Origin of the sequence: Vibrio sp. Vb1729, assembly GCF_033338655.1 — a bacterium.
GTDB classification, from domain to species: Bacteria; Pseudomonadota; Gammaproteobacteria; order Enterobacterales; family Vibrionaceae; genus Vibrio; species Vibrio alginolyticus.
The window spans coordinates 132,311-150,142 of sequence record NZ_JAWOTB010000047.1; the positions used below are offsets into that span (position 1 = coordinate 132,311).

The following is a 17,832-nucleotide window of genomic DNA, read 5'->3' on the forward strand; positions in this document are numbered from 1 at the left end:
GCCAATTAGATTCTAAGTCTGTAATATTAATAGGTTTAACGCGGTCTATGTCATCACAGCATCAGATACAGACGAAATGAAAAAGTTCGCAAATTTAAGACACGTATTGAAGGACAAATACCATGCTCAACAAACAAACATTGATCAGTATAGAAGATGCCTTGCCAGGTAGAGATCAACCAATGCAGATTGACGATCATCATTTTGTAAATAAATCTAACCTAAAGGCGCCTCTTGCGTCACACCAACAGCAGATTTTGCTCGGAATGGGCTGTTTTTGGGGCGCTGAGCGCGTATTTTGGCAACTCGACGGCGTTGTATCTACTTCGGTCGGTTACGCTGGGGGGTACACACCCAATCCCACGTATGAAGAGGTCTGTACAGGTAAAACGGGTCATACAGAAGTCGTACGAGTCGTTTTCGATGAACGCGTCATCTCATTAGAAAAGCTACTGGCTGTTTTTTGGGAAAAACACGACCCAACTCAGGGAATGCGTCAAGGTAACGACTTAGGTACTCAATATCGTTCTGCAATTTACACTTATTCGACGGAGCAGCTCGAGAGCGCAGAGAAATCGAAACTCTTGTATCAGCAAGCACTGCAAGAAGAGCAACGCGCGAACATCACCACCGAAATACAACCAGCAGGTCCGTATTACTTTGCGGAAACCTACCACCAGCAATATTTGGCGAAAAACCCTGATGGTTACTGTGGCATCGGAGGAACGGGAGTTTGCTTCCCACCAAGCCTCCAAGGATAAACCTAACTAGCAACAAAAAGAGCGACCGATATGGTCGCTCTTTTCTAAATCTAAGTGGGTACCAAGCTAACTAAGCCGATAATGATGCTATCACTTGGTTGACTTCTTTAAAGATGGTGAGCCTTTTATGATCGTTGACGTCAGGTAGTAACACTTTGCCATTGTCGAACTGAAAACAGCCAACCCCAACAATAAAAAACTGACCTTTGAACAACGTTTTAACAAAACGGGCCACTTGTAATGGTCGATATACAGCAAACTCACGTAGCATAACTCACCTCAATTCCTTTGAGAAAACACGGATTGCTTATTTTTCCTCTGCAATCTTAATGCGCAATTTGCGACGGAACTCATTTTAGCAAATTCTAAATATAACGCAAGATTACACCACTCCATACGTTAAATAAATGTTATAAACGGTCCTACAAATTTCTAAGATCTGGATATATACTGGAAGCTTCCAAACCTCGTACGGAATATAACAATATGAAAACTAAGACTCTCCTACCTCTACTACTGGCCTTAACGCCAAGCTTGACCTTTGCACACAACTTGTCAGTAGGAAAAAGCGTTCCTCCTGTCAATGTTGCCGCTTACGGCGAGATTGTTTTACAAGGCGAAGGCGTTGCATACCAACCCTGGGCAACTCAACATATGCAAGGCAAAGTTCGTGTTATTCAAGCCATCGCAGGCCGTAGCAGTTCAAAAGAGATGAATGCCCCTTTAATGTCGGCAATAACAGCGGCAAATTTTCCACAAGAAAGCTACCAGACGACGACTATCATCAACCAAGATGATGCAATTTGGGGGACAGGCTCTTTCGTGAAGTCTTCAGCTCAAGACAGCAAAAAAGAGTTTCCTTGGTCATCCATGGTTCTTGATGAAAATGGCGTAGTTGCTAATACTTGGGACCTGAAAGAAGAAAGCTCGGCCATTATTGTTCAAGACAAAACGGGCAAAGTTCTGTTTGTCAAAGAGGGCGCACTTGAGCAAGATGAGATAACAAAAGTCATTGAGCTTATTAAACAGAACATCTAGCTTCATTGAATGGCTCCTTGTTCCTGTTGTAAGGAGCTATATGAATTTGATTAGAAGCATGGGCAGTGATAACTCTGCTCTTTATAAGTGCGACACTTCCATCAGAGAGTATTACCAATATTTTTCGGCACGTATGTGTTGAGTTAAATTTTTCTGCTAGCCAACAAAAGAGTGAACTTTTATTCATTATGGGTGTTATATTATAACAGTCGGTAAGAGGAGCTCAGATGTACCACCACCAGCAAAAAACACTAAGATATTGGTATCGCACTGCTTTATTTTTCAGTGTTGCGTTGCTGATCGCTTGGAACTTTGCGGTTGTACTCCATCAAGTCGATCTGACGCCCGACCATCATACCCATCATCATTGCCAATTATTTTCTGGGGTTCAGCACGGTATAGCAAAGGTACAACCAACCCTCTCTACACCGACTTTTACGCGCGCCCAGCATCATCATGTTTTTTTGCATCTCGTGTACGGCGAAGAAATTCTTGGCGCTGCTCGTGCCCCTCCTTATTTTGCTTAATTTCCAAACTATTCCACACTCAAAATTATTGAGTTCATTTCCGCACCTAGTGTGTCAGGGAACAATAACTTAGTGAAACTCGAATCTGAGCAATACCGCCTTTGGTTAATGCCAGTAAAATTAGGAAAAATACAATGTCATCAAAACACGTTTTAGCCCTTGCTATTGGCCTCACTTTATCGACAGCAGCGAATGCAAACGAATACCGCCAGCATGGTGCTCATGTGCATGGTCACGTCGAGTTTAATATCGCCCAAGATGGCAAAGATCTGTTAGTAGAGATCACAGCTCCTGGAGCTGATGTTGTGGGTTTCGAACATGCTCCAAAAAACGCGCAACAAGAGCAAGCGCTTAAACAAGCCGTCGCTACACTCGAAGACAGCAACGCATTGTTCGCTATTAACTCACAAGCTGATTGTAATGTTGAAGAAGCTTACGTGAGCCACAACCTAAGCGAAACTCATGAGGAACATGATCATAGTGAGCACGACCATGATGACCATGCACATCACGATCATGAAGGGCACGAACACCATGATCATAATGAACATCATGATAAACATGACCACCATGACGATCATGATGAGGCGCACGATCATGGCGGTCACGGTGAATTTTCGGTGCAATATCGCTTCAGTTGCGAACAAGTTAATCAGCTTAGCCAAATCCAAACCGATTGGTTTAACCAGTTCCCAACTACAGAGTCCATCAGCGTCAATATATTCACTGATACCATGCAATCAGCAATTAAATTAAGCAAAGATAACACCCAAATCGTAATCAAATAACACGAGTGGCGTGTAAGTACCTACTTACACGCCAAAGCTTTGGTGATTTAATATGACTGAAACCACACCAAATGTTGTCGAGCTAGAGGATGCCCAATTTTTCTGGCCCGGTTCAATCAACGCAACCATCCACATCCCTAAATTACACATTACACAAGGCGAGCATGTGTTTATCAAAGGTCCAAGTGGCTGCGGTAAATCGACCTTGCTCGCTTTGTTGACGGGGATTAACACATTAACTTCAGGCTCTCTATCTGTACTCGATACTGACCTTGCTAGTTTAAGTGCCAGTCAGAGAGACCGCTTTCGCGCCAATCATATTGGCTACATCTTTCAACAGTTCAATTTATTGCCGTACCTTAACGTACTTGAAAACGTATTATTGCCATGTCAGTTCAGTAAAATACGACGTGACCGTGCCCATTTAGGTGCCTCATCTCAAACGTTAAATGAACAGGCTCAGGCCCTACTAGAACGACTGCACCTGCCAAACGAGCTTCATACACGCCCTGTCTCTGAATTGAGTATTGGTCAACAACAACGTGTGGCTGCGGCTCGAGCTCTGATAGGACATCCAGAGTTAGTGATCGCTGACGAACCAACCTCAGCTTTAGACTATGACAATCGTAAAGCATTTATTGAGCTCCTTATGGAGCAAGCGAATCAAGCCAATGCCACACTGGTATTCGTTAGCCACGACCCAACACTCGAACCCTTATTCGATCGCACGCTCAATCTACCCGACATTAATCAAGTATCTAGCCTAGGAGCCATATCATGAGTGCTGTTGTAAAGCTCGCCTGGAAAAGCTTGATGAACCGCAAAGCGACGGCAATTCTAACCATCATGACCGTTGCGATTTCAGTGGTACTCCTCTTGGGCGTCGAGCGTATCCGAACTCAAGCCAAGGATAGCTTCGCTAATACAATTTCAGGCACTGACCTCATTATTGGTGGACGCTCTGGGCAAGTGAACCTATTGCTCTATTCTGTGTTTCGTATTGGTAATGCGACCAACAACATCGATTGGAAAAGCTACCAAGAGTTTGCCAATCATCGTTCAGTCGATTGGGCTATTCCAATCTCGCTTGGCGACTCGCATAAAGGCTTCCGAGTTATGGGAACCAATCACAGTTACTTTGAGCATTACAAGTTTGGAAGTAAGCAACCACTAACATTTAGCAAGGGTAGAGAATTCCATGGTTTATTTGAAACCGTGCTAGGTTCTGATGTCGCTAAACAACTTGGTTATGATATCGGTAGCGAAATCATCATTGCCCACGGCATTAGCGACGTTGGCTTTAGCCGTCATGACAATCTGCCATTTAAAGTTGTCGGTATCCTTGCACCTACAGGAACACCAGTCGACAAAACTGTCCATGTATCATTGGAAGCCATCGAAGCCATTCACGTCGGATGGGAAAGTGGTGCGCGTTTGGGCCCGACACCCAAGGCACAAGATCTCAAAAACAGAGACTTTCAGCCCAAACAAATTACCGCTATGCTCGTTGGTTTGAAATCTCGTATTCAAACTTTCGCCCTGCAAAGACAAATTAACACCTACCCCAAAGAGCCGCTCAGCGCCATTATGCCCGGCGTTGCGTTGCATGAGTTATGGGGAATGATGTCGGTTGCAGAGCAAGCCCTAATGGCAGTATCTGGTTTTGTCGTGATCGCAGGGTTGTTAGGTATGTTAAGCAGTCTATTAACTAGCCTACAGGAACGCCGCCGTGAAATGGCGATTTTGCGTGCCATGGGAGCAAGGCCTCGTCATGTTTTCTCACTCTTAATTAGTGAAGCCAGCTTGCTTACTGCTGCTGGTATTATTACTGGCGTTACTGGGCTGTATGCCATTCTTGCTATCGCGCAGCCGATCATCCAACAGCACTATGGAATACATCTCACCTTAAGCATCTTATCTACTTATGAGTGGATGCTATTAGGTTTCGTACAATGCGCTGGTATTGTGATTGGTTTCATTCCCGCACTCCGCGCCTACCGACAGTCACTGAGTGACGGAATGACAATAAGGATTTAATAAAATGTGGAAAAAAATACTCGCAAGTTGCTTGCTGGTCGTCGCATTCACAGCGCCTGTTATGGCCAGCGAAGAACCATTGAAGCTTGACTGGATTGACCTTGTTCCAGAAAAAGAGCGTAAATTGTTCGACAGTATAGGCATGCCTGCATCTGATCACAGTGGTGGCGCAGCCCAGCAGTCCAAGATTGGTAACGTTCGACCAGAACTGAACGGAAGCCAAGTTAAAATTCCAGGGTTTGTTATCCCACTTGAAGGTGATGCCGATACCGTCACCGAGTTTTTATTAGTGCCATACTTTGGAGCTTGTATTCACGTGCCACCACCGCCTCCAAACCAGATCATTTACGTGAAGTTTCCGAAAGGCGCGCCTGTTCAAGAGTTGTGGGATGTTATATATGTGGTTGGAACGTTGAAAACCGAGACGATAAACCACGAACTAGCAGAAACGGCTTACGTTATTGAGGGATCAGAAATAGAAGCCTACGACGATATGTAATTTAAGTCGTCGATAAGCCTCGCTACACCTAAGGCGTCACACTGGCGCCTTTTTAGCTTTGTGCTACACGATATAACGAGATAAATACGCTAATACGCCCACATAAATAACCAAAAGAAACGCTATCGACAGGTGCTTTTTGAGTTTACCTGCTTCTGAGAACTTCATAGCCCCTCCAAAATAACGATAACAATTTTAACAACTCATTATCATTTTGAATAGCCCTATTCGTTCAAAAACTGAGAACTCCTGTCTGGTCGCTTGGTCAGATAAGGTGTAAATTTAAACGTGCGAACCGCGCAGTTCTTGGTAGGAAAACGAATGGCAGACCCGACAAAGCAACCTGTTGTCATCGAACATCAGTCAGACACAAAAAAAAATACGCAACAAGAAAAGAAACAAGGCTACATAAAAGACAGTGCTAGTAAGGTAAAAACCATTGCCCAAATACACGGTCTTGACGCCTTACTGCAAACCGGCCCGCCAGCCAAATCTGCGTTTGAAAGAGCCCAATTGCGAGAGCAAAGACGCCAAGAACAGCGACAAAAAAACTTAGAACAGATTTTAAAATTAGCGCACAGTTCATGCCGAGATGAGACAGCGGGAGAGCCGGACCAAGATTGGTTGCATCGATTTTTTGAGATGGCTCAAGACATCCATAACAGCGCGATGCAAAAGCTATGGGCTCAAGTGATGAAGCGTGAAGTGACCAATCCGGGTTCAACATCCATGAAAGCGTTGAAAACCCTCAAGGATATGTCACCAAAGGAAGCACAAACTCTGCAAAGAGCCGCCTCTTTAGCGTGCAGTTTTGGAGGGGATCACAGCAGAAAACTGCTGATTGGTTACAAAGCGCAAGGAGGCATATTTAGCTTCGGCAAGCGAGACGTCGCCAACAGCCTAAATATGGGAAGTTTTCAACTGCCGTATTCAAGCTTGTTGCTCTTAATTGAATTAGGGCTGCTGCACAGTGCCGAACTTGAATCTGGCGAAATTAGTATCGAGACACCGTTGGTCCTCACCTACCAAGGTAAAAACTTGTCACTGAACGTAAACAGTAAAGGTGTCCGCCTTTTATATTACCGCTTCACACCCACAGGCAATGAGCTCTGCACCTTGCTCGGAAACAAACCACATGCCGAATACTACGAGCAAATGCTTGCACTGTTAAATCATAGATTTAGTGTCCATAGTGAAGCTAAAAGTACGGTTCATCATACCGTCTAGCCAGCTTGAGAAGCATTTGACTACCTATGAGCCAAATACTTCTCCAGCTGCTCAAAGAGCTTTAGGTCACCTATGATCTAAATGCTTTTTTATCGGATCACACCGCGTTGTTTAAGATCGATTAAGCACAAATCCACCAGCTCATCGACACTCTTTTCTCCCGCGGGCAAATCGATTTCAGGGTTCTCTGGCGCTTGATATTCCGAATCAATACCAGTGAAATTAGGAATCTCTCCCGCACGGGCTTTACGGTATAAACCCTTAGGATCTCGACCTTCGCAAACCTCTAGAGATGCATTGACATACACTTCGATAAACTCGCCTTCTGGCAATAAATCGCGCACTAACTTCCGCTCTGCACGATGCGGTGAAATAAACGCCGACAGAACAATTAAACCCGCATCTGCCATCAACTTCGCCAGTTCACCAATGCGACGAATGTTCTCGCGACGGTCCTGTTCAGAAAAACCTAAATCGCTACACAAACCATGTCGTACATTGTCACCATCCAATAAATAGGTGTGGTAACCCAATGCTGCAAGGCGATTTTCCAACGCCCCTGCTACGGTTGATTTACCCGCTCCAGATAAACCAGTGAACCACAATACGGCAGGTTTTTGCTTCTTTAATTCAGCACGAAACTGTTTATCAACCGAATGCTGGTGCCAAACAATGTTTTCATCTTTTACCGTCGTTTCGGCAGTCATAACGTATCCTTGTAAATATCGGAATTAAAACGGGAAAAAGACCGGGATCAAAGTAAGTACTAATACAGAGTACACAATCGAAATTGGCACTCCAATTCTCACGTAGTCGGTCAATTTGTAATTTCCTACGCTGTACACCAGCAGGTTAGTTTGGTAACCGTAGGGAGAGATAAAGCTCGCACTCGCGCCGAACAAAACCGCCATGATGAATGGCATCGGATCCACGCCATAACCCACCGCCATGCTATAGCCGATAGGAAAAGAAAGCGCAGCCGCGGCATTGTTTGTCACCAATTCAGTGAGTACCAATGTCATGATATAAGTCGCCACCAAGGCACCAAATACTCCCCAGCCATTAAACGCTTCAATAAACATCACTCCCATTCTTTCTGACAATCCAGAAGAGATCATCAGTTGAGCAATAGACAAAGCGGAACCGACAATCACGACGATATCAATCGGAAAACGGCGGCGCAGTTCTGAAATCTGCACAATACCAAACGCAATAAGCGCGATAAGGTACGCAGCTAGACCTTTAATAATCGGTACTAACTCTAATAGAGCGCATCCAATTACGGCTGTAAAGCCCAGTAATACAATAGAAGACTTATTAGTATCAAGCCGAGCGCTAGAGTCCAAGTCATGCACTAAAACAAACTCTTTACGATGAGCTCGGCGTTCAGACTCAAAACGCTTGCCTGGAACCAGAACTAACGTGTCCCCTGGCGCTAAGGTAATGCTACCCAAGCCACCTTCTAGGCGTTCGTGGCCTCGGCGAATCGCCACAACAACGGCATCGAATCGGTCGCGGAATCGGCTCTCTTTGAGGGTTTTGTAGCAAAACGTCGCCGACGAGCTCACCACAACTTCGATAAAGTTTTGCCCATTTAAGTGCTGCTGACCAAACAACTTGAGGCCCGGAATTTCTTGCAGGGTCGCGACGCTCTCAACATCGCCACAAAATAACAGGCGGTCTTTTGCATTGAGCACAAAATCCGGTCCCACAGAAGAAACAGTAACACCATCGCGCACCACTTCTGCAAGAAACAGTTTGCGCAGCGCACGTAAATTATTCTCGCTGATCGTACGCCCAACTAACGGTGAGCCTGGCTCAACGCGAGACTCAAGAAAGTAAGGTAAATCTTCTTGGTTTTGATCATCATAATTCGGTAGCAAGTAGCTGAGCGGGATAAGAATCAGCATCCCTCCCACCAGCACAGCCAAACCTATCATCGTGGGTGTAAAAAAGCTCAGGCTCGGTAAGCCTGCGTCTTCGACAAAGCTGTTGATGATTAAGTTAGTCGACGTACCAATCAAAGTTAACGTGCCACCAAAAATGGCGGCGTAAGACAAGGGAATAAGTAATTTCGAAGGTGCATGCTGCTGATTACGCTTAATCGCCCCAATCAATGAGACAACCACAGCGGTATTATTCGTAAATGAAGAAAGCAAGGCGGTCGACACACCGAGCTTAGCAATCACGCTGCCTAACTGGCCCTCAGAGATACTTCGGCTCACCCAACTGATCAGCAGTGTTTTTTCTAGAGCACAGGATGCAAGAATCAATAGAACCAGGGTTAACAATGAAGAGTTGGTAAAATTGGATGCGATAGTGGCTGAATCCATCATCCCAGCCATGAATGCAATAAAAGCGGCACCCGCAAAGACATAACTAGGCTTAATTTTCGTGACAAGCAAGCAAGTGATAATGCCAAGCAAAATCGCTAACACAAACCCTTGTTCCCACATAGCCTTTCCTTACCAAATAGCCCTAAAGAGCACAACAACGACTCATTTATCCATGAATCACCGACAAACGAGTAAACAGACAAAAATCAGCGCAAGCGAAAAGAACATCAGAATGCTCGGTTTTCTTGGGCTCCACCGAAGCACTCTGGTATTAGGAGAATACCTAACGACATTTCGCAATTCAGTTAGGTAGCGACGCCCCAAGTACAACAGCAAACAGAGCCTGAAATTATCGTACTTGGGTAAGCCAGTTACTTTTTCAGAAACTGGCTGACGTCTTTTGCTTCCCAGTGTGGGAAGTGTTTACGGACAAGCGCATTAAGCTCAACTTCAAACGCAGAGATGTCCGTCAAATCGCGCTCAACCACGGCGAGGCTCTCTTTAACCATGCCAGCACCAACCGTCACGTTTGTCAGACGATCGATAATGATAAAGCCACCGGTATCTGCACAGTCTTGATAATTGTCCAGCGCGACTGACTCATTAAGAGACCATTCACACAAACCAATACCATTCAATGGCAGCTCTGCCGAGCTATGAGTCGAGAGATTATTAATGTCATATTGATGACGAATCGCTTCAACATGACCTACGGTTTTCTTACCTGCGATTTTGATGTCATAGTCACGACCCGGTTGCAGGGGTTGCTCTGTCATCCACACCACATCGGCAAGCAAATGGTTTGTGGTTTCCACTTGAGCATTATCTAGAACAATCAAATCGCCACGGCTAATATCGATCTCATCGCTTAGCGTCAGAGTGACAGCTAATCCGGCACGAGCTTCTTCGATATCACCATCAAAGGTCACAATACGAGCCACAGTTGACGTTTTACCCGATGGCAATGCTTTAATGGCATCACCGACTTTGATCGAACCAGAAGAAATGGTCCCCGCAAAACCACGGAAATCGAGGTTAGGACGATTAACGTATTGCACAGGGAAGCGGAATTCACCCGCGCCTTTTTCTTGATCCACATCGACCGTTTCAAGAAGCTCAAGCAATGATGGGCCTTTAAACCAAGTCAGGTTTTGGCCTTTATCCACAACATTGTCCCCTTCAAGAGCTGAGATCGGGATGATTTGAATATCAATATCCCCAGTCAGATTCTCAGAGAACTTCAGATACTCATCGCGGATCTCTTCAAAGCGCTCTTGGGAGTAATCCACTAAGTCCATCTTGTTGATCGCCACAACAAAGTGCTTCAAACCCAACAGGTTGGAAATGAAAGAGTGACGACGAGTTTGATCGAGAATGCCCTTACGTGCATCAACCAGAATCACAGCTAAGTCACAAGTCGATGCACCTGTAGCCATGTTACGTGTGTACTGCTCGTGTCCAGGAGTATCTGCAATGATGAATTTACGTTTCTGCGTCGAGAAATAGCGGTAAGCCACATCAATCGTGATCCCCTGCTCGCGCTCAGCTTGTAAGCCATCGACCAACAACGCAAGGTCAGGTTTTTCACCCGTGGTGCCCACACGTTGGCTGTCTGAGTGCACTGCCGCTAGCTGATCTTCATAAATTTGTTTTGAGTCATGGAGTAAGCGACCGATTAATGTACTTTTACCGTCATCCACCGAGCCACAAGTCAAGAATCTAAGTAACGACTTGTACTGGTGTTGTGTTAAATAGCCTTCGATACCAAGCTCGGCTAATTGAGCTTCAACTGCACTGTTCATTATCTTTCCTTAGATCCTTTAGAAGTAACCTTGACGTTTCTTAAGCTCCATCGATCCTGACTGATCGTGGTCGATCGCTCGGCCTTGGCGCTCACTCGACGTTGCCACCAGCATCTCTTCAATAATGCCAGTTAAAGTGTTCGCTTCAGACTCGATGGCCCCGGTCAATGGATAACAACCAAGGGTACGGAAGCGCACACTCTTCTCTTCAATCACTTCACCCGGTTGAAGCTCCATACGATCATCATCAACCATGATCAGCATGCCATCGCGTTCAACAACTGGGCGTTTGTCCGCGAGATAAAGCGGCACGATCTCGATGTTTTCTAAATAGATGTATTGCCAGATATCAAGCTCAGTCCAGTTAGACAGCGGGAATACACGAATGCTCTCCCCCTTATTAACCTGACCGTTGTACGTCTTCCATAGCTCAGGACGTTGGTTTTTAGGGTCCCATGTATGGTTCTTATCGCGGAATGAATACACGCGCTCTTTCGCCCGTGATTTCTCTTCGTCGCGGCGCGCGCCACCAAAGGCCGCATCAAAACCGTACTTGTTCAGCGCTTGTTTTAAGCCTTGAGTCTTCATGATGTCAGTGTGCTTAGAAGAACCATGAACAAACGGGCTACAGCCCATGGCTAGACCTTCTGGATTCTTATGAACCAAAAGCTCAAAGCCGTATTTGGCCGCGGTACGATCACGAAATTCAATCATCTCGCGGAACTTCCAATCGGTGTCGACATGCAGCAATGGAAATGGAATCTTACCTGGGTAAAAAGCTTTACGCGCAAGGTGCAGCATCACTGATGAGTCTTTACCAATCGAATACATCATGACTGGGTTATCAAACTCAGCCGCAACTTCGCGGATAATATGGATACTCTCCGCTTCGAGTTGTTTAAGGTGAGTTAAACGTTGTTGGTCCATGTTTTGTATTTCCTTTTTAAGCTTGAAGGCGCATTACGTCTCTAATCTTTGGTCTGAAATTATATGGAGTTGGCAATAGCACTTTTGTTGAATTCAGTACTAGACAAAAACCAGTCTAACTTTTGAGACAGTCGCACTACCTCTCCGACAACAATCAAAGATGGCGATTGTGCTTCCTTCGATAAATCAGAGAGTTGGGAGAGTTCTCCCGTAAATACTTTTTGTTGAATCTGCGTGCCACGCTCAATAATGGCAATCGGAGTCGACGCTGAACGGCCATGCTTAATGAGTTGATTCTGAATATAGTGTGATTTCATCAGCCCCATGTAGATCACTAAAGTCTGATTCCCACGCGCCAACGTGGACCAATCCATCTCATCACTTTCTTCTTTCAAGTGGCCAGTCACAAAGATGGCCGATTGCGCATACTCACGATGAGTCAGTGGAATACCAGCATAAGCGGTTGCGCCAGCTGCTGCGGTAATGCCAGGGACAACTTGAAAACGAACGCCGGCATCAGCAAGCACTTCTAACTCTTCACCACCACGACCGAATACAAACGGATCCCCACCTTTAATGCGCACTACTTTGTAGCCCTGCTTGGCAAAATCCACCAAAAGCTGATTCGTCTTCTCCTGCGGCACACTGTGATGCCCAGCTCGCTTCCCAACGCACACCAAAATCGTATCGCTTGGAATCAATGCCATGATTTCTTCAGACACCAAGTAGTCGTACAAAACCACGTCAGCTTGCTGCAAGCAGTTCAGTGCTTTCACCGTCAGAAGTTCAGGATCGCCTGGTCCTGCACCGACTAAGGCGACTTCACCAGGCTGTAGCGATTGCTTTGCAAAACGAGTAACACCAGCGACTGGGTTGTCAGAAACTAACCGGGGCTTTGGTTTAGGAAAAGAAGTGACTGAATCGTTCGTTGCCATGTGCTTGCTCATCGTCCATTGATATCGTTATGCAAGCATTATGGCGGGGCGTTTATATTACCTGAAATTCTAAAATTTCATTTTTTATTCAAAAATCTGCTAAGAAGTTTTTGTTTGGTCTCATTCAAAAGCGTGAAAAAGTCGGCGGTTAATATGAATAAGGTTCAGTAAACTGATTAATGTTCACAGTTTTCTGTATCTTTATCATCGAGTTGCACCTGTGTTTGATACATTACGCAGTACGATTTCCCCTTATCATTGAATTGGAGCACCAAATGAAAGTGGCAGTTCATCCTATTTCCCTCGCAGTTTTAAGTGGCATGCTAACGCTTGCTGGCCCAGCAATGGCCGATACCATCAAGCTTCGTATTATCGAAACCACCGACATTCACACCAACGTGATGGATTACGATTACTACAAAGACCAACCATCACAGCAAATCGGTTTAAGTCGCGCAGCAACAATAGTGAAACAAGCTAAGTCCGAGGCAGAAAACTCGGTACTAGTAGATAACGGTGATTTAATTCAGGGCAGCCCAATGGGCGATTACATGGCAGCAAAGGGGATTAATCCCGGCGACGTGCACCCAGTCTACAAAGCGATGAACCAGCTAGACTACGATGTGGGCAACATTGGCAATCATGAGTTCAACTATGGCTTAGATTTTCTACAAAAGACGTTGAAGGGGGCAAACTTCCCTTACATCAACGCAAACGTATTTGATAAACAAACCGGTGAGCATTACTTCAAGCCTTACCTCATCAAAACTCACACATTTAAAGACACAAACGGCGAAGCGCATCAAATAAAAGTGGGTTACATCGGCTTTGTACCACCACAAATTATGGTGTGGGATAAGAAGAACTTAGAAGGCAAAGTCTTTGCTAAAGACATTAAGGAAACAGCAGAGAAACTGATTCCTCAAATGAAGAAAGAAGGCGCAGACGTGATTGTGGCGATTCCACACTCGGGCATTTCTACTGATCCATACAAGCTAGGCGCTGAAAACTCTGTTTACTACCTCACAGAAGTTGAAGGTATTGATGCAATTGCTTTTGGCCACTCTCACGCAGTCTTCCCAGGGAAAGACTTCGCAAACCTACCTGGTGTTGATATAGATAAAGGGACCATCAATGGTATAACGTCCGTGATGCCGGGTCGCTGGGGAAGTCACGTAGGTGTGATGGATTTGATGCTGAAAGAGAAAGACGGCAGATGGCAAGTCATCGAAGGCCAAGCAGAAGCACGCCCTATCTTCGATAAAGTAAATAAGAAGTCATTAGCTAAAGCCGATGAAGATATTGTGAAAGCGTTAGAAGATGATCACAAAGGCACTCGTGAATTTGTAAACCAACCAATCGGCAAAGCAAATGATGTCATGTACAGCTTCTTGGCATTAGTGCAGGACGACCCCACCATTCAAATCGTTAACCTTGCTCAGAAAGACTACGTAGAACGCTTTATTCAAGGCGACCCAGACCTTTCTGACATTCCAGTACTGAGTGCGGCAGCACCATTTAAAGTCGGCGGTCGTAAGAACGATCCGAATAACTTTACAGAAGTAGAATCCGGTCAGCTCACCTTCCGTAATGCGGCCGATCTTTACTTATACCCAAACACCTTGGTTGCGATGAAAGTGAAAGGTAAAGAAGTTCGCGAATGGCTAGAGTGCAGTGCGGGTCAATTCAACCACATCGACATCAACAATCCTAAACCGCAATCTTTGATTGATTGGGATAATTTCCGTACTTACAACTTCGATGTTATTGATGGGGTTAACTACCAAATCGACGTTACCCAACCGCCGAAGTACGATGCGGATTGTAAAGTGATTAATCCGGATTCTCAGCGTATTGTGAACCTGACGTTCAATGGTAAGCCTGTCAATCCGAAGCAAGATTTCATCATCGCAACCAATAACTACCGTGCTTATAGCAATACTTTCCCTGGTACAGGCCCAGATTTCATTGCATTTGACGCACCAGATGAAAACCGCTCTGTCGTCGCCACTTATATTTCTCGCGTGAGTGAAGAAAAAGGAGAAGTGACACCAAGCGCTGACAACAACTGGTCTTTCGCACCGATTAAGTCCGATAACAAGCTAGATATTCGTTTCGAAACCTCCCCTAGCGATAAAGCGGCGCAATTCATCAAAGAGAAAGGACAATACCCAATGAAGCGCGTGTCAACAGATGACATTGGTTTCGCGATTTATCAAATCGATTTGAATAAATAAGGTTGATTTGACAGCAACACTAAGCGGCTCTCATGAGCCGCTTTTTTGTTATCAATAAAACCCGTTAAAATAAAGAAAACCGTTTCTGAGTTATCACATGCACAGCGATCTTTTTTCAGACTTAGTCAAACATGGCTTTTTAGAGACAGAAGCAAACCAACTTATTGAAAATGGTGAGTTGCTCGAACTGCCTACACGCCACATTCTTAATCACCAAGGGGAGTTTAGCTCACACCTTTACTTCATCATTGAGGGGTTATGCCACGCAAGCTATCTTACTGAGCACGGCAAAGAATTCAGTAAAGAATTTTATTGGGAGAAGGACTGGGTTATCGGGTTTGAGAGCATAATAAAGGACCAACCTTCGCCTTACTTATTGGAAACGCTGAGCGCTTGTCAGCTATTTTGCTTGCCAATTGAAACGTTGCATCACTGGCGAGCAGAAAAGCACGCCATTTACTTAAAGCTACTCGAAAACCAACTGGTTAATAAAGAGAATAAAGAACGCTTTATGTTGCTCTACTCTCCAGAGGAACGATATCAATTATTTTGCGCTCATTACCCAGATTTAAAGCAACGTATTACCGATAGTCAAATTGCGGCCTACCTGGGCATTACACCAATCAGTTTGAGTCGAATCAAAGCACGCTTAACCAAAGATCACACTCTCAAATAAACTCAAAAAAGAAAAAAGCTCTTCAAACGAAGAGCTTTTTCTCTGCTATTTGAGCTATTTAAGAATTCGCGCCCGGAACTGGCGCCCTTTCATCTTGCCTTTACTAATGGTTTGTAGAGCCTTTTTAGCCACAGACTTTTCGACGGCAACATAAGCGCGCACAGGGAACAGATGGATCTTTCCGACTTGAGAGCCTGGAATACCATTTTTTCCTGTCAGACAACCTAAAATATCACCCGGTCGTACTTTCTGTTTCTTACCGCCATCAATGTTAATCGTCACCATCTTCGCTTGGTATGGCTGCTGATTTGATTTGGCAGGCAATGTTGCTGGTACCACGTCCATCTCTAGGTATTCTTCAATACGAGCTACACGTAAACCGTCTTTCTCACCAAAAAAGCTGAACGCTAAACCTTTACTACCCGCACGACCTGTACGACCAATACGGTGCACATGAACCTCAGGATCGCGCGATAGCTCAAAGTTAAAGACAGCATCAAGATTATCAACGTCCAAACCACGCGCTGCAACGTCTGTTGCAACAAGGATAGACACACTCTTGTTAGCAAACTGCACCAATGCTTGGTCGCGTTCACGCTGCTCTAAGTCCCCATGGATATCGATAACGCTGAATCCTTTGTGATGCAACTCATCTGCGACACTTTGCACTTCTTTTTTGGTATTACAAAAAACCACCGCGGACTCTGGCTGGTGAGTCAGCAGCAAATTCGCCAATGCTTCATCACGTGCTTCCGAGCCTTCAACTTTATAGAAGTACTGCGCAATGCTTGAGGTATCATGCGTCGATTCCACCTTAATCACTTCCGGTGTCTGCATTATACGCTGCGCAATTTGCTCAATTTTTTCTGGAAAAGTAGCACTGAAAAGTAGAGTTTGACGCTGCTTTGGCGCTGCATCGATGATTGCATCTAATGCGTCTTGGAAACCCATGTCCAACATGCGATCAGCTTCATCTAGCACCAAGGTATTCAGTTCGCTAAGATCAATTCGGCCTTTTTCAAGGTGATCCAAAATACGACCAGGAGTACCAACTAGGATATGCGCACCATGCTCCAGCGAACCAATTTGTGGCCCCATAGGCATCCCACCGCAGAGAGTAAGCACTTTAATATTATGAATGCCGCGACCTAAAGTACGAATTTCCTTCGCTACTTGGTCTGCAAGCTCACGCGTTGGACACAATACTAATGACTGGACACGAAAGCGTTTGACGTTGAGGTTCGATAAAACCCCTAAACCAAATGCAGCGGTTTTACCTGAGCCCGTTTTACCCTGCCCGATGACATCACGATGTTTTAGGATTGCAGGCAAGCTCAAAGCTTGAATTGGCGTCATGTGGGTATAGTTCAGGGAATCAAGTGTGGCAAGTAACGCTGGGTTAAGCCCTACTTGATCGAATGTTTGTTTGCTCACGGGGATATCCTCAGGTGAGATGGAAAGAGGGCACATTATCACCAGATTTGGTGGGAAAACCAGTGCTAATTAACCTTTGTTAATGAGTATGAGCTCAAAACAAAGTAAAGTCAGTCACTCTATTCTCATTACGGATGACAACATGCTCACTTGGATTACTTTGCCCTTTGCTCAGCTAACAACCACACAGCTGTATGAAATGATGAAATTGCGTGTGGATGTATTCGTTGTTGAACAAACCTGCCCTTATCCTGAACTTGATGGTAAGGACACACTCGAAGGCGTTTATCATCTAATAGGCTATCACGGTGATGAACTGGTTGCTTGCGCACGATTACTGCCCGCAGGCACTACGTATGACAATGTGAGTATTGGTCGAGTGGTGACAAAGCAGACCGCGCGAGGCGGTGGCTTAGGTCATAAGTTATTGGACAAGGCATTGGCACAATGCGAAACATTATGGCCAGGGCAGACAATAGATATAGGTGCTCAAGAACACCTCATCCAGTTTTATGCAAGTCATGGATTCAAGGTTATCTCAGAGTGCTACCTTGAAGATGGTATCCCTCATGTGGATATGCGGAAAGAATCCGTAGCGCTATAAGTTT

General features: G+C 45.1%; 18 protein-coding genes. 11 read left to right on the forward strand and 7 right to left on the reverse strand.

Features of this window, described 5'->3' with window-relative positions:
- Nucleotides 1-122: 122 nt before the first annotated feature.
- Nucleotides 123-761 (forward strand): peptide-methionine (S)-S-oxide reductase MsrA, encoded by a 639-nt coding sequence (gene msrA / locus R7E29_RS18660; RefSeq protein WP_005379620.1) that lies wholly within the window; start codon nucleotides 123-125, stop codon nucleotides 759-761.
- A 70-nt stretch (nucleotides 762-831) separates the two neighbouring features.
- Here msrA and R7E29_RS18665 read toward each other — a convergent pair whose 3' ends face one another.
- The gene (locus R7E29_RS18665; protein ID WP_005379612.1) at nucleotides 832-1,032 is read right to left on the reverse strand and encodes a DUF1107 domain-containing protein; all 201 of its coding nucleotides are present in this window, start codon (nucleotides 1,030-1,032) and stop codon (nucleotides 832-834) included.
- Between the two features lie 215 nt (nucleotides 1,033-1,247).
- Here R7E29_RS18665 and R7E29_RS18670 point away from each other — a divergent pair, with 215 nt between their 5' ends.
- The 7 genes from R7E29_RS18670 (at nucleotide 1,248) to R7E29_RS18700 (ending at nucleotide 6,877) form a co-directional block, all read left to right on the forward strand.
- Nucleotides 1,248-1,799 (forward strand): YtfJ family protein, encoded by a 552-nt coding sequence (locus tag R7E29_RS18670; RefSeq protein WP_005383122.1) that lies wholly within the window; start codon nucleotides 1,248-1,250, stop codon nucleotides 1,797-1,799.
- Between the two features lie 227 nt (nucleotides 1,800-2,026).
- On the forward strand, nucleotides 2,027-2,326 hold the full coding sequence (locus R7E29_RS18675; protein ID WP_158173620.1) for a DUF2607 family protein: 300 nt from the start codon (nucleotides 2,027-2,029) through the stop codon (nucleotides 2,324-2,326).
- Nucleotides 2,327-2,460: 134 nt separating this feature from the next.
- Nucleotides 2,461-3,114: a zinc uptake protein ZrgA gene (gene zrgA, locus R7E29_RS18680; RefSeq protein WP_158173619.1), complete on the forward strand. Its 654-nt coding sequence runs from the start codon at nucleotides 2,461-2,463 to the stop codon at nucleotides 3,112-3,114.
- A gap of 52 nt (nucleotides 3,115-3,166) precedes the next feature.
- Nucleotides 3,167-3,895: an ABC transporter ATP-binding protein gene (locus tag R7E29_RS18685; RefSeq protein ID WP_017820286.1), complete on the forward strand. Its 729-nt coding sequence runs from the start codon at nucleotides 3,167-3,169 to the stop codon at nucleotides 3,893-3,895.
- Nucleotides 3,892-5,151, forward strand: a complete 1,260-nt coding sequence (locus R7E29_RS18690) for an ABC transporter permease (RefSeq protein WP_017820287.1) — start codon at nucleotides 3,892-3,894, stop codon at nucleotides 5,149-5,151. The genes R7E29_RS18685 and R7E29_RS18690 overlap by 4 nt, the downstream gene beginning before the upstream one ends.
- A gap of 4 nt (nucleotides 5,152-5,155) precedes the next feature.
- The gene (locus R7E29_RS18695) at nucleotides 5,156-5,650 is read left to right on the forward strand and encodes a DUF3299 domain-containing protein (protein WP_005379600.1); all 495 of its coding nucleotides are present in this window, start codon (nucleotides 5,156-5,158) and stop codon (nucleotides 5,648-5,650) included.
- 321 nt (nucleotides 5,651-5,971) lie between these two features.
- Complete coding sequence (locus R7E29_RS18700; protein ID WP_318082841.1) at nucleotides 5,972-6,877, forward strand: TIGR03899 family protein; 906 nt, start codon at nucleotides 5,972-5,974, stop codon at nucleotides 6,875-6,877.
- 89 nt (nucleotides 6,878-6,966) lie between these two features.
- On the opposite strand, the gene cysC is transcribed toward R7E29_RS18700, so the two are convergent.
- The 5 genes from cysC to cobA form a co-directional block, all read right to left on the reverse strand.
- Nucleotides 6,967-7,584, reverse strand: coding sequence for an adenylyl-sulfate kinase (cysC, locus tag R7E29_RS18705; RefSeq protein WP_005379598.1), 618 nt, complete (start codon nucleotides 7,582-7,584; stop codon nucleotides 6,967-6,969).
- Nucleotides 7,585-7,608: 24 nt separating this feature from the next.
- A complete protein-coding gene (locus R7E29_RS18710; RefSeq protein ID WP_318082843.1) occupies nucleotides 7,609-9,333 on the reverse strand; it encodes an SLC13 family permease in 1,725 nt (574 codons plus the stop codon).
- Nucleotides 9,334-9,584: 251 nt separating this feature from the next.
- Entirely contained in the window at nucleotides 9,585-11,015 is a 1,431-nt protein-coding gene (gene cysN / locus R7E29_RS18715; protein ID WP_017633444.1) for a sulfate adenylyltransferase subunit CysN, read from the reverse strand.
- A gap of 18 nt (nucleotides 11,016-11,033) precedes the next feature.
- Nucleotides 11,034-11,942, reverse strand: coding sequence for a sulfate adenylyltransferase subunit CysD (cysD, locus tag R7E29_RS18720; RefSeq protein ID WP_005379592.1), 909 nt, complete (start codon nucleotides 11,940-11,942; stop codon nucleotides 11,034-11,036).
- Between the two features lie 59 nt (nucleotides 11,943-12,001).
- Nucleotides 12,002-12,877 (reverse strand): uroporphyrinogen-III C-methyltransferase, encoded by an 876-nt coding sequence (cobA, locus tag R7E29_RS18725; RefSeq protein ID WP_258634548.1) that lies wholly within the window; start codon nucleotides 12,875-12,877, stop codon nucleotides 12,002-12,004.
- Between the two features lie 275 nt (nucleotides 12,878-13,152).
- On the opposite strand from cobA, the gene cpdB reads away from it, so the two are divergent.
- The gene (gene cpdB / locus R7E29_RS18730) at nucleotides 13,153-15,114 is read left to right on the forward strand and encodes a 2',3'-cyclic-nucleotide 2'-phosphodiesterase (protein ID WP_318082846.1); all 1,962 of its coding nucleotides are present in this window, start codon (nucleotides 13,153-13,155) and stop codon (nucleotides 15,112-15,114) included.
- A 97-nt stretch (nucleotides 15,115-15,211) separates the two neighbouring features.
- Nucleotides 15,212-15,790 (forward strand): Crp/Fnr family transcriptional regulator, encoded by a 579-nt coding sequence (locus tag R7E29_RS18735; protein WP_017820293.1) that lies wholly within the window; start codon nucleotides 15,212-15,214, stop codon nucleotides 15,788-15,790.
- Nucleotides 15,791-15,844: 54 nt separating this feature from the next.
- Here R7E29_RS18735 and dbpA read toward each other — a convergent pair whose 3' ends face one another.
- The gene (gene dbpA, locus R7E29_RS18740; RefSeq protein ID WP_054576628.1) at nucleotides 15,845-17,224 is read right to left on the reverse strand and encodes an ATP-dependent RNA helicase DbpA; all 1,380 of its coding nucleotides are present in this window, start codon (nucleotides 17,222-17,224) and stop codon (nucleotides 15,845-15,847) included.
- Between the two features lie 142 nt (nucleotides 17,225-17,366).
- On the opposite strand from dbpA, the gene R7E29_RS18745 reads away from it, so the two are divergent.
- Nucleotides 17,367-17,828, forward strand: coding sequence for a GNAT family N-acetyltransferase (locus R7E29_RS18745; protein ID WP_017820295.1), 462 nt, complete (start codon nucleotides 17,367-17,369; stop codon nucleotides 17,826-17,828).
- Nucleotides 17,829-17,832 lie beyond the last annotated feature (4 nt).